This window comes from Lysinibacillus fusiformis (assembly GCF_003049525.1).
In the GTDB taxonomy this organism is placed as follows: domain Bacteria; phylum Bacillota; class Bacilli; order Bacillales_A; family Planococcaceae; genus Lysinibacillus; species Lysinibacillus fusiformis.
The window spans coordinates 101,070-114,429 of sequence record NZ_PYWL01000007.1 but is presented as its reverse complement, the minus strand read 5'-3'; the positions used below and the strand labels follow the sequence as shown (position 1 = coordinate 114,429).

The 13,360-nt window shown below is 33.3% G+C and carries 10 protein-coding genes; 5 read left to right on the top strand and 5 right to left on the bottom strand.

Annotation, left to right across the window (positions count from 1 at the left end; translation table 11 throughout):
* Positions 1–40: 40 nt before the first annotated feature.
* Positions 41–1,504: an amidase gene (locus C9J29_RS16170; protein ID WP_107922448.1), complete on the bottom strand. Its 1,464-nt coding sequence runs from the start codon at positions 1,502–1,504 to the stop codon at positions 41–43.
* Positions 1,505–1,634: 130 nt separating this feature from the next.
* Between C9J29_RS16170 and C9J29_RS16165 the strand changes: the two genes are divergently transcribed.
* Positions 1,635–2,366 carry a response regulator transcription factor gene (locus C9J29_RS16165; RefSeq protein WP_107922447.1) on the top strand — a complete coding sequence of 244 codons (732 nt, stop codon included), beginning with the start codon at positions 1,635–1,637 and terminating at the stop codon, positions 2,364–2,366.
* 194 nt (positions 2,367–2,560) lie between these two features.
* The gene (deoC, locus tag C9J29_RS16160; RefSeq protein ID WP_107922446.1) at positions 2,561–3,205 is read left to right on the top strand and encodes a deoxyribose-phosphate aldolase; all 645 of its coding nucleotides are present in this window, start codon (positions 2,561–2,563) and stop codon (positions 3,203–3,205) included.
* A 76-nt stretch (positions 3,206–3,281) separates the two neighbouring features.
* On the opposite strand, the gene C9J29_RS16155 is transcribed toward deoC, so the two are convergent.
* Together C9J29_RS16155 and C9J29_RS24365 are read right to left on the bottom strand one after the other, a co-directional pair.
* The gene (locus C9J29_RS16155; RefSeq protein WP_107922445.1) at positions 3,282–4,223 is read right to left on the bottom strand and encodes an alpha/beta fold hydrolase; all 942 of its coding nucleotides are present in this window, start codon (positions 4,221–4,223) and stop codon (positions 3,282–3,284) included.
* Positions 4,224–4,510: 287 nt separating this feature from the next.
* The gene (locus C9J29_RS24365) at positions 4,511–4,660 is read right to left on the bottom strand and encodes a hypothetical protein (RefSeq protein ID WP_025116598.1); all 150 of its coding nucleotides are present in this window, start codon (positions 4,658–4,660) and stop codon (positions 4,511–4,513) included.
* A 434-nt stretch (positions 4,661–5,094) separates the two neighbouring features.
* On the opposite strand from C9J29_RS24365, the gene C9J29_RS16150 reads away from it, so the two are divergent.
* The 3 genes from C9J29_RS16150 to C9J29_RS16140 all read left to right on the top strand — a co-directional run bounded on the left by C9J29_RS16150 (position 5,095) and on the right by C9J29_RS16140 (position 11,068).
* Entirely contained in the window at positions 5,095–6,843 is a 1,749-nt protein-coding gene (locus tag C9J29_RS16150) for a methyl-accepting chemotaxis protein (RefSeq protein WP_107922444.1), read from the top strand.
* A gap of 611 nt (positions 6,844–7,454) precedes the next feature.
* Positions 7,455–8,033: a hypothetical protein gene (locus tag C9J29_RS16145; protein ID WP_107922443.1), complete on the top strand. Its 579-nt coding sequence runs from the start codon at positions 7,455–7,457 to the stop codon at positions 8,031–8,033.
* A 1,091-nt stretch (positions 8,034–9,124) separates the two neighbouring features.
* On the top strand, positions 9,125–11,068 hold the full coding sequence (locus tag C9J29_RS16140) for a hypothetical protein (protein ID WP_107922442.1): 1,944 nt from the start codon (positions 9,125–9,127) through the stop codon (positions 11,066–11,068).
* 351 nt (positions 11,069–11,419) lie between these two features.
* On the opposite strand, the gene C9J29_RS16135 is transcribed toward C9J29_RS16140, so the two are convergent.
* Both C9J29_RS16135 and C9J29_RS16130 read right to left on the bottom strand, forming a co-directional pair.
* The gene (locus C9J29_RS16135; RefSeq protein WP_107922441.1) at positions 11,420–12,739 is read right to left on the bottom strand and encodes a putative phage abortive infection protein; all 1,320 of its coding nucleotides are present in this window, start codon (positions 12,737–12,739) and stop codon (positions 11,420–11,422) included.
* Between the two features lie 133 nt (positions 12,740–12,872).
* Entirely contained in the window at positions 12,873–13,244 is a 372-nt protein-coding gene (locus C9J29_RS16130) for a hypothetical protein (protein WP_107922440.1), read from the bottom strand.
* Positions 13,245–13,360: the final 116 nt, after the last annotated feature.

Genomic DNA, 13,360 nt, shown 5'->3' with positions numbered 1-13,360 from the left:
CCCCTCTACTTTTGTCTCGACTGGGTGCGTTCATGCTCATCTATACTGCTGGCTGAGGCTGTGTTGTACTTACATGTACAGCAGGTTTACGACCTTTCCAAGGTATGGCTTCTTCTAATTGTCTACCGAGCTGTAATAATGTTAATTCATCTGCAAATTTACCTGTCATTTGTAGACCAATTGGTAAACCTGATTGACTTTCTGCCAAAGGCAATGATAATGAAGGCTGCCCTGTAGCATTAAATAAATTGGTAAATGGCGCATAGGTGAAAATTTGCTCCGTCCATTCAACTGCTGAAATGTTAGGATTATTCGCATTTAATTCGCCAATTTTAGCAGGCAGTGTGCCAATTGTTGGGCTCAATAAAATATCGTAGTCTTCAAAAAAGCCTGCTACTTGACGTGAAACAAGTGCATTGATATTAATGGCATCTAATAATTCGGATGCTTTTAAATTACCACCATATTCATAGCATTTCCAAATGGCCGCTTCAATATTATCCGGAGAAACTGCTTTACCTGCCCCCTCTGCCGCACCCTTAATCATTTTATAAATATTGGCTGTCCAAATATCAACCGTAGCCTTTGTAAATGTCGCTTGCTCATATTTCGGACGTGCTTCCACTACTTCATGCCCTAAGTCCTTTAAAACTTGGACTGTTTTATGAACAGCTTCTATACATTCTGGATCTACAAATGCGCCAGAATTCGTTTCAGTGGTCCATGCAATTTTTAAAGGGCGGACATTTTCATGAATTAATTGTCCGTACGGAGCATGGGTTACTTCTAATTTTGAATAGCTCCCTACATCTGGGCCAGCTACTTGATCCAGTAAAACCGCCGCATCACGAATCGTACGGGTCACAGCAAATTCAATGGCAATCCCATTTAAAGGCTCGCTATTGAAGGGGCCCGTAGGAACTCGTCCACGCGTCGGCTTTAATCCAACTAACCCACTACAGGATGCGGGAATACGAATGGAACCGCCACCATCATTCGCATGAGCAATTGGTACAATACCACTTGCCACAGCGGCTGCTGACCCTCCACTCGAACCACCAGGACTATGATCTAAATTCCAAGGATTCCGTGTAGCACCATAAATAACTGCTTCAGTCGCTGCATTATAACCAAACTCAGGCGTTGTCGTAGTCCCCGCTAAAATGAAGCCAGCTTTTCTAAAACGCGCCATTAGCTCACTATCAACAGGTATTACTGTATTTTCGCCTATACGGCTCCCCATACTATGCGGGACGCCCTCAGCATGTAAGACAAGCTCTTTAATTAAAAACGGAACACCTGCAAATGGGGCATTTTTATCCACCTTTTCAATGGCTTTGTCTGCTTGCTCCTCTAACACACTGACTACTGAATTAATAGATGGATTTACTTTTTTGATTCCCTCTAGCGCAAGATTTTTGAGCTCTTGTGGTGTTACCTCTTTTGATTTTACTAGTTCTGCTAAGCCTATTCCGTCATATGAAGCATACTCATGTAAATTCATATCATCACCTCATGTAGAATTAATCTTACAACCACAATGTACTGAATATTCTAAAATATTTATATTACCCAAAAGGATAATTGTTCTCAAAATAGAATATAAGTGCTTAATAGAGAAATGAGGTGTTTTCATGTTTTATGAAGCTGATGTAGAAAAAATTCTTAAGGCTAGTTATCATATTTCCAACTTGAATGTGAAACAAAGTAATGAGAGCTTTAAACATGAATTGTTACATACATTAAACCAACATCTCGGTTATCATCATATGTTATTTTGGGAAATGTCAAATAACGAATTAAAGACACCTGTACTTTTTAACATCGAGGTTCATACGATTAATGAATATTTACACCTATATAAAAATTTTGATCCACTACATCCTCAAAATATAGATACACAGCATGCCATTCAATTGCTCAATAACAATAAAGCCATGTGCCTTCAAAAACAATCACATTATAAAGACGTATTTTTAAGAGAGAACAGTTATGAAGATGAAATGGCATTGTACTTAAAAGTAGATGATAGACATGTTGCTGTTATCGGTTTTTTAAGAAAAATTGGCGAGAAATTATTTAATGAAAAAGATGTTTTAATGTTAGTTTATTTAAAAAGAAATATAGAAAATATGTACGCCTTACATTTACATTCACAGCCCTCTATCCTGTTTGAAATGACAGCACGAGAAAGAGAAGTGCTAAATTTTGTTTCCAAGGGTCTGAAAAATGTAGAAATTGCCCAGCAATTAATCGTCAGTGAAAATACAATTAAAAAACATCTCCAAAACCTCTATCGAAAATTTCAAGTAACGAATCGCACCCAGCTACTAGCTAAATGTTTGAACTATATGTACCATATTTAATGTCGAGTATATGGAACTCAAAAACACCCAAAGTCCTAAACCGTATGTAGAATTTTAATGGATGGTGAAAAATCTACTAAACTGGATGGTCTAAAAACTATGAAACGCTTTAATATAAGTCATGTGGGTAGCTGAACATCCCCACAGAGCTTTTTAGTAGGGAAACATATTTTGAAGCCGGAGATGATATACTTATGGACTATGCAAAATTAATAGACCACACCTTACTTTCACCTAATACGACAGAAAAAGAAATCATTCAATTATGCCAAGAAGCAAGACAATACGGCTTCGCATCTGTATGCGTGAATCCTACATGGGTAAGCTTATCTGCAGAACTATTACGTGAATCGGATGTGAATATATGCACAGTAATAGGATTTCCATTAGGTGCAAACACGACTGAAGTAAAAGTTTTTGAGACTTTAAATGCAATTGATAATGGGGCTACAGAAATCGATGTAGTATTAAATATTGCAGAATTAAAAAATAACAAAAACAATATGCTAGTGGAAAAAGAGATTGCAATGGTGGTAAACGCTGCAAAAGGAAAAGCGCTAGTCAAAGTGATTATAGAAGCCTGTCTATTAACGGATGAAGAAAAAATTCGTGCATGCGAATTATCCGTAAAAGCTGGTGCCGACTACCTTAAAACCTCCACAGGCTTTTCACTGCACGGCGCAACTGCTAAAGACGTTGCGATTATGAGACAAGCAGTCGGACCAAATGTTGGCGTAAAAGCATCCGGCGGTGTAAGTAACTTGGAAGATATTCAATTAATGATAGATGCGGGAGCCTCAAGAATAGGCACTAGCTCGGCTGTAAAAATTTTTAGTTAAAAAGTGAAAAAACCGTCCAAATGGGCGGTTTTTCATCACTTAGCTGACTCGTCTCATTTTCAGATGAACTCACCATTCATCTGACCTCTTTCATAAATTTTCTTAAGCCTTCAACGATTTCTTTTGCCTTAGTACGATATAAATAATGATCCCCATCAAATGTCACCACTTGCCCATAGACAGAATCTTTTATTTGCTTATGATGCTCGGGTACCCACCTGTCAGTGACTGGATGATCCGCTTGAATAAAGAATATAACAGGTAGATTTTTGGGAAATGACAAACTTTCAGCTGCTTTAAAATTTTCATACATCATTTCAGCCTCATTTAACTGAGTGGAATTATACATGTTCTTATGCTTAAGCATTCTCAATTGTTCCTTTGTTTTTTTATCATACGATAGGTCAGCATATGGGTCATCACCCAGCTTCACCTGCAATCGAGCTAAACCTGATTGTTTAAGAAACTTTATAGTTCTAATGATGGAAGAACCAATTTTTTTCTCACTGATTGATGGAACACTGCTATCAAGCCCAACAAATGCACTCACTTCATTTGGATAGGTATTCACATAATCCAGTCCATAAAGACCCGAAATTGAGTGACCCATTACAATATACTGTTCAATATGAAGCTGCTGTAATGCTTCATGCACTTCACTAACTATATTTTCGGTACTCCGTTCCTTGTCAGTCGAATCACTTAATCCATAACCAAAGGGCTCCACGACAACAACCTTGTAAAACGGAGAAAGTTCATCTACTAATGGCTGAAAATCAAGTCCCGGTGCCGCCGTTCCATAACCAGGTAAAAGCACGACCGTTTCCTCGCCCTCCCCCTGAATGAAAACATTCATATTTTTCCCATCTACTGTTACAGACTGACCATACGATTCTATTTTTCCTTGCTCCATTTTGTTGCAAACAATATTAATTACAAACACAATCAATAAAAAGAGTACTAGCGCTATCACTAAACCCGCTATGATTTTACCTATAATAGTTATCGTTTTTTTCATTCTATTTGCACGAGATTATAACTGCCAGTGCAGACCGCTTTAATAGCTCGTGCCACTCCTCCCTTTCATCACTAACTTCTTATCCGGCCACTTCCGCAAACCGTTTAGGATAGCTTACAAAATGAAGATGTCCTCCCTATGACAACAATATGAACGGAGTATGAACAAATTAAAAATGCTAGGGCGTGTGAAATCAATTAACGAGGAATAGATACCTGAAAAATAAACTCTACGATTAATTGAAAAAAACATAGGGAGATTTTAACCTCCCTATGTTTTCATTCATATTATTGATCTGCTTGTTCTTGCTTCTTTTTCAAATACTCTGCTCGTATTTTCTCAAGTTGCTGCTTTTTATCAAATTGGGCAGGCTTGTGTTTCTCATGATACTTCGCCACAGCCGCCTTACCTTTAGTATCCAATTGATATTTCCCCACTTTGGTTCACCTACTTTTCCTGTCTTAAAGAAAATCTATTCAACAAATATAATATACCTTATTTTGCTGATGTATACATTTTTACTTTATTGGTGTGCCGCCTAACCTTACATATATAACCTTCATTCGCAATAGCAAATGTATTCCCGCTACAGCCTATTTTCCTTAAAGATAAAACTAACCAGTGAGAATCATCTATATAGTATCGAACGCTTAACAATACTCTAGTTTGAATTAGAAAACGGCATTTCTTTCAACAGTATATTAATATGTAATCACATCATTTTCACACTAAAAATGTCAATCTATAAAAGATTGATGAATGAATAGTCATTTGCAGGACAATTAGCCTCATATAAAAAATAATTTCGATACCATTGAATTATGAAGATTACTGTCGAAATATACCTATATATAGTTGTGGGAGGAAGCAAATGATGAAGAAAAATTTACGGTTACGAAGCATCTCAGGGAAGTTAATGCTACTAATCACAATTATTATACTTGTAACAGTTGTGATTATCGGCTCAACAAGCTATTTTGTTGCTAAAGATCAGCTCTTAGAATCAGGTCAACGAGAACTCCAAAGCATTGTCAAAGGGGCCTATACTTCAATAGAATTGATTAATGAAGAAGTGGAAAGTGGCAAAATAACGCTAGAAGAAGGAAAAGAACAAGCGAGAATTATTCTAAATGGACCCGTAAATGAAATTGGAGAGTACGATTATCAAAAATCCAATTTTACTTACAAAGAAAATGGATATATATTAGCTTTTGACGAGGATTTAGTGTTACAACTCCATCCTTCTAAAATAGGTGGAGCTCCTGCCGATGACCTTAACAGAAGTAATCGCGAAATGATCATTGCAGGCGGCAAGTCCAAAAATGAATCAGATCGCTATGTCGTTTACTCTGATAAACAGCCAGATGGTTCTTTTAAAGATAAAACAGCCTATACTGAATATTTTGAGCCTTGGGGTTGGACTATTGGAATTGCTGTCTTTCAAGATGAATTTTATGAAGGGTTAAACATTTTACAATATATTATTTTTGGTGCAACAGTCGTACTTATTATTTTAAGCTCACTGGTGTTTTATTTAGGTATTCGGAAGAAATTAAATACTTTACAAGAAGTAGCTGAAGCCGCAACAAAAATTTCTAATGGTCATATAATGGTTACCCATCTACCTGAATCAAATGACGAAATTGGACAACTTGCGACCGCTTTTAATGAAATGTCACAGCAATTACGCACGCTCGTCGAAAAGACTAAAAATACAAGTGAACATTTATTGGATTCAGCGACTAACTTATCAGCCGTTTCAGAAGAAACATCTGCTAGTAGTGACGAAGTTGGTAGAGCAATTACTGAAATTGCTACTGGTACACAAGAACAAGCCAATGATTTGGACAACATAAACCAAACAGTAGAGCTATTATCAAATTCTATAGAAACTACGGAAAAACAAAGTAAAGTTATGTATGACATTACAAAACATGCAGAAAAAATATCATCCGAGGGAATTGAAATAGTACAACAATTACAAAAGTCCAATACTATTTCACTAGCAGCCTCACAAGAAGTCAGTGATGAAATTAAAAAATTAAATGATCAAATAAATCAAATCACACAGGTGATGGAAACCATTGAAACAATCGCAGAGCAGACCAATCTACTAGCTTTAAATGCGAGTATTGAAGCTGCAAGAGCAGGTGAGTATGGTAGAGGATTCTCAGTGGTTGCCGATGAAATAAGAAAACTAGCAGAACAATCGAAAATGGCCACCCACCAAGTACAAGGCGTGGTTTCATCCATTGTTTCAGAAACGACTAAAACAGTTGAAACTGTAGAAGGAACAATGGAAACTGCTAAAAAGTTAAATGATGATGTAGTCCTAACACAAGGTAAATTCAATCAGATGTCTGCTTCTGTAAAACAAATTGTAGAATCCATATTAGCCGTTAATAAAGAAATGGACGTGATGACATCTTATAATAAGTTGATGAGTGAAGGAATCGAAAGTGCATCCAGCGTATCAGAACAGACAGCCGCTTCCGTACAGGAAATTGCTTCTTCCATCGATGAGCACATTAAAGCAATTACTGATGTTGCTCATGCTGCCGAAAAACTAACGGAATTAAATCGTGAATTAAATTCTTTAATGGAGCGATATACAATATAAAAGCTAGCAAGCATTTGCATTATTGCCCTTGATGATTAGCATTAATTTTCTAAAAAAGAGAGAAAGACAACTTAACGTCTTTCCCTCTAGGGCATGAGGATTGGAGTTGAAATACCATATATGTATTTCACGATAGAAAGCGGCATTCTGGAAGTGAATTTTACACTGTTAGGAATTTACACTAACGCATTTTTATACTCTTTTATCATCCCTCTAATATTTCAACATCATCTTGTATCATACTTAATCAGTTTCGCTAATTATGTATTTGCAATTTCCATCAATAGCCTTTCAAAGTACCCTCTCCCTTTATTAATTACTTCGAATATACAAAAGTAGATTCCATTAAGTTGATTAGGACTTAATCTTTATCATGTATAACATTCCAAATGGTTGTAGTTTAAATCTATTTACTTATCAACAAAATCTAATTTGCCTTCAAACTATTTACATAATATGATAAGCATGGAAGGTGTTTCTCTTACACTATGCTTCTATAAGCAATGCATTATAGAATTGTCAGTTGCACTTATAATGCCAGCGACGATGTGTGCTGGAGGAGAAAACAAATCTTGGTTATATTTTAACGCATAATTCGGAGGTTATTGACAATGGAAAAGAATAACGTTTACAAAGTAATAATTGCAATTTTAACATCTATTATAGTGATGGGTATTATAGTTATAAGTTATCTCGTATCAAACGATATTTATCTTACAAAGACCAAACAAAAAAGTTTGAGCGCTGAAGGTGAAAATACAGAGGTTGTAGAAACCGAAGAGGTAGAAGCAGTTGAGGTGATCCACAAGCCCGATACTGATAAATCCTGTCTGTCACCTGAAAACGCAATAGCTTTAGACGAAATGTATTCGAATTACCTAGCTTTTAAACGTGTAGCACTTAATGAAGATGGATTACTAAATTTTGATAACGCAATTGGCGCTTACAACGGCATCACACAGAACTTAGCTACTTCGGTCCTTATGGCCCATACAACGCCTTATGACAAAGAGGTATACAAAGTGGTAAACGAATGGGCTGAGGATGCTTCTAACGTCTCAGATGACATGCTAGGATTCATTCAGGGCACAGTGGAGGTGAATGACTATAATTTAAATATCTTCAGAGCTTCGTTTGATGATCTCGATAACTTCTACGGAAATAAACAAAAGTGGGAGAATTGTCAATGATTCTGTAGGCCATGGAGAGAGTAACTTCATTATATGTCGGGATGGGGTCGGAGAATTATTCCCTGTTTACGGTGAAAAGTATGGTAACGCAGTAGCTGTATTGTAGGAAAGTAGCATGCTAACATCTGAGATCCACACTGGCAAACACAAGAGATACTTATTCTTTCAGCCGTTTCAACCATAACGTGCATAATCATATTTGTTGATGTCCATTACATACTTTTGAAATTTGATTAACTCAGTACAATTAATCATTGTTTCCTCCGATTGATTCCTTTAAGAAAACAATTAACAATAGCTTCATTCACTATCGGAAGGTCATTGTCTAGTGGATGAAGCTTTTTCACATATGCACCTTTAGCTGACATATCTTAGACAGCCTTAAACATTTAAAGTCATTAATACCCTACAACAGAAAAAGAAGCCGTTCTCGACATGGAAAACGACTTCAAGCCTGCTCAATTTATTGAATTTGATGCTAAAGAAAAGTGAATGGTTACCGCAATTATTATCACTCTTTTCAAAAGCCTTGATACATCTGTATTTTGAGCAACTAGATGGGGACGGGGGGAGTCGAACCAATGTCTCTTAAAAAGCTTTTAACCAATATCTATAAAGGTTTTTAGCACTTTTCCATAATTACTAAATGCCAAATTAAATGCCATTTCACTAAATTAGTGTTGCGGGGGCAAATTTTTTTCTGTGTAAATACTCTATTTTCATGCCATGGTCGGGAGCTAAAAGCTTATGGATGCTTTATTTGAGGAAATTCTTTATTGGCCTTTTTCTATTAGGATGTTGTTAAAATACAAAAACATAGTTAATCTATAATATTATGTGGCGCTATATTAACAGCAGAATAGCGAGTAGATTTATAAGACAGGATTTTGAAGTACTGGGAATAGCAATTATGTAAATAGTGAAAAGAAAGATTATATTCACTTATTAGTACTACGCCCACTAAGTTTGGAACAAAGAAAAATTATGTACTACCTAAAAGGAAGGTCATCAAACATTCATGTCAAAACTTAACTGCTTTAGCAAGTGGTCGTTTAAGAAAAAATTGTTCTATTTTGAAAAGAGGATAACAAATGAAACCTATTGTAAAAAGCGAAATAGTTGCTTTTGAAAAGAATTACAAAAAATCAAAAAAAGGAAGGGAGATTGAATTTCTTAAAGCTGGATATAAATTAGATCCTGAAAAGTTCCACAAATTATTTCTACACAGCGGAATTTCTATGGGACTAGATCAAACGAAATTAAAAGAATTATTAAGCGAGTTACATTCAAAAAAATATTTAGATACAGTTAAAGATCTTGAGTTTATTATCTATTTAAAAGAAAAGATGGATATCCATGATAATACGATCAGAAATATCTTTCTTGAATGCCAAAAGAAAATAGAAGTAGAAGATTTATTTAATTACCTAGAATATATTAAATATAAGATGATTAAAGAAGGATTAAGTCTAGATAATAAGGAATATCCAAAAAAAATATTGAATTCACAGCTTAATCATGTTTTGGATAGTTTTCCTGAAATTTTAAATACAATAAGAATAAATAATTTGAAATTATCGATGAAAGAACCAAGTGATGTTAAACAAGAGTCTAAAGAGATATTTGAAGCCGTAGGCTTTAAATCAATAATAAGGTCCTTTTTTCTTCAATTTTCAGCAGAGCATATTAAAGCTATTAAAGAAGAAAATTATAAATTACCTGGAGATACGACTTCCAGAACGGTATTTTTTACTGAGCAAAATTTAGCTTATTGGACGAAGTTAGAAAAATATAGAGATCTTAACTATTACTCTCAAAGTGAAAATAATATAGATACTAAAGAAAAAAAAAATTTAATGATAAAAAAACAATTTATGTCTTCATATGCTGATGGGAAAATTCTAAAATTTGACTTTGATAAAGGAAATGAGTGGATTTCTGAATACAATACTAGCTCTTCTTATAGTTTTCTAATTCAGATATACGGGGATAAAAGAAGAACCTTTAGACTTAATGAGAGTAGTGTAGAATACTTAATAGAAGATTTGTTAACAGTTTATTCGTCTATATATCAGTTAGCGAAAGAAACCGAGGAAAATTCATATTATTATCAAAATAAAAAAAGTTATATAAAAATATATGGTGAAAAAAAATTAGTAAGACATATAGGAGTAGAATTGGAAAAAATCGCTTTGTTACAACTCCTATCTTATGACTTAAATGATAAAGAGATTGGAACACATATAATAAACTATAAACCATTGATAAGAATTGGAAAAATATATTACATATTACCAAGTTGGATAATGTCTTTAACACCCGAAGCAGTTATAAATAAAATCTTATCCAGTGATAGCATTAAGCTTCAATCAGTTGATAAAACGAATAAAGGGCATTTCTTTGAAAATACTATAGAAACGTTCTTTAAAAATGAAAATATACAATTTAGTAAGCTGGATAGAGATGAAGATAATAATTTACCAGAAATTGATGGGATGTTTGTTATAGAAGATCACCTTTTCCTTTTTGATGCAAAAGCTAATATAAAGCCTGGGAATTTTATGGAGTCATACAATTATTTACAAGACGAATTATATACAGCATTTAAACAATTGGAATTAAGAACTGAAAAAATTTTATATAATAAAAAGGCCCAAAAACTTATTAAACAAAAAACTGGCATTGATGTTTCTAAAAAGATAATTGCTCCTTTTATTCTATTAAACCATAATGTTTTTAACGGTTATCAAGAATTTAAATTTACATTGGAAGATAAAAAATATCAGATTCCAATTATAGATTTTTATACACTCAAAGATATAATTAAATCAAAAAGTGTACCTATATGGAAATACAATGAATATGAGAATGCCTATTCTAAACTAGAAGGATATTTCAAAAACTTCGGTACGGAACTTTATTTCTATTTATTAAATCAAGTTTATATTGGTATATTAAATGAAGAAAAACCAACTTTTCAGTGCTTAGAAGACGGAATAATATACAAAGTAGTTAAACCTATTAAAGTTAAATAATATTTTGCCAATAGAATTAGACAATCTTCTGTTTCACTAAAAAGCTTTAATGGATCACATGGAATTAACTATTGATAGATACGTGTCAAGCGAGCTGTCCCATCATAAGAATAGCAAACCACCATTCCAATTTTCCGGAATGGTAGTTTCTTTATGGACGCCAAGATCCTCAAAAATATATGGTTACCTGCTATAGAGTATCAATTATTAAATTCCATGTTTGGAGACGATGGGAGTCGAGGCAGCTGTTTTAAAATATTATTGCATCTATTATTGCGGGACAAGTGAATTTTTTACTACGTTTTTGACTACGTAATATAAAAAATAACATTCTTGTAGCAGATTTAATTTTTATACCTCATCGGATTTTGAGTTTCCTTTATATTTTAAATATCTTCGTTTTAAAATACTCTTTGCAAAATTATTTGATTGATTACTATTAAAAGTAGCTTCAAATTTCTTAAATAAATCTTCATTCGTTAATTTTTTTCGATCTTTATTGGTCTTTTTTAACAAATATTTAGAATATAGTTTAGACATAATTTCACAATCCATCGAAGGGAGTATCAACCTGTTAAGTCTAAAATGTTGAGGTTCCTTATAATTTTTTAAAGCTCTATAATCATTTTTATTAACATAGAAAGGGAAATCTTCCTCATTTCCAAAAAATCCACTTCCTAATAATTCTCTACCTAAACCTATCCCTCTATCTGTATACGTCGCATTATAGTATAAAATTAAAAGTACTTCTTCAGACATTTGAGCCCTTAAAATACCTATGAATTGAGAATATTTTATATCATCTAAAGGTTCCGTGTTTAATATTTTTATTATTCTATGGGTATTTCTAAATAAATGCCCTAACTCTCCATAATATTTATTAAAAACACTATTGCAAGATATCACCATTTCTTTGTATGACACAGGAGCACTTAATACTCTTTTATCAAATTTATATTTGTACTCCATTTCAGAATAAAAGCTAGTGTGTTCCATTAAAATTTTAGTAAATGGATCCTTAAATACATTCTCTTTATTTTTTGGACTAAGTTCAACTTTATAATCCTCTATTGATTCATTTAAAGTAAACCAAAGTTTATGTACTTCTCTTCTTGGCCTTTTTTTTATAATATCAATATATTGCTTTCTAAACCCTGCAATTTGATTTAAATTTCCATTATCATACTTTGAAATATCTATAGATTCTAATTCTCTAATTAGAATTTCTCCATGTTCATCAAAATATTCATTGATAAATTTGGCGCCCCTATTCAACATAAAGGTATATTTAAAAAACTCTTCTTTAATATCATTTAAAACCTCGGAAAACAGTTTCTCGTCAACCTCTTTAAGAATGTCATTATTTAATTTAATCATATTCATAAATGTAGTTTCTGCTCTTGTATCTCTAGTAATTTCTGAGTTTTTTTTAGTAGTATTGGCAGTTAATATTAAAGAGGCTGTAGTAACAATAAGTGCCCCCAAAGGAACTACAGTTCTGTAATATTCATAGTCAGTACTAAAGTTGAAATCTGCAATAAAAAACCAACAAATCAATACCCCTATCAAAAATGACGCCAAAGAAGTTAACAATACCCAAATCTTTTTCTTATATAAATAAATTAGCAGAACTATTATTGCTAATATAAATACTCCTGTTACTACTTTCATATAATCTCCTTCAGCATAATAACCTTCATCTTACTATGACTCTTATAACTTTGAAAGTTATAAGAGTGTTTTCTTTGATTTAGTACTCATTTTACGTTCACTTTTACCTATACCTTAACTACGTTTGCTATTCTTACGTCATACCAACTAAATTAATATCTAAGTTTATACGTAAATTAAAAATATCCTCGTACTTAATACTACCAATATCCGTACTATATTCATTTTCTACGTTGCGTACAAATACTAAACGGCCAGCTAAATGACTTCGATCTCCAAAAGTACTAACAAGTTCAAACACCGGATTCAATGTTTTTTTAAAACCTCGATCATCTACTAGGATAGTAATTTCATCACTATAATCGTAAAAATCATAACCCTCTGCCTGTAACACTTTTTGTAGCTCCTGATCAAGTACTTCAGCTGTTTCATTACGTAACTGTAAGACTTCTGCTTGGATTTTCATAAATTCAATATTAAAATATAATAAATAAATTTGTAACATTGGACACCTCATCATTATTTTAATAGAGTTTCTTTAATTTTAAACTTTTTAGCAGCATTTCACTCAAAAAAGTAGTAAGATAGATTATAGCATATATATATGCAAGAACTTGTGTT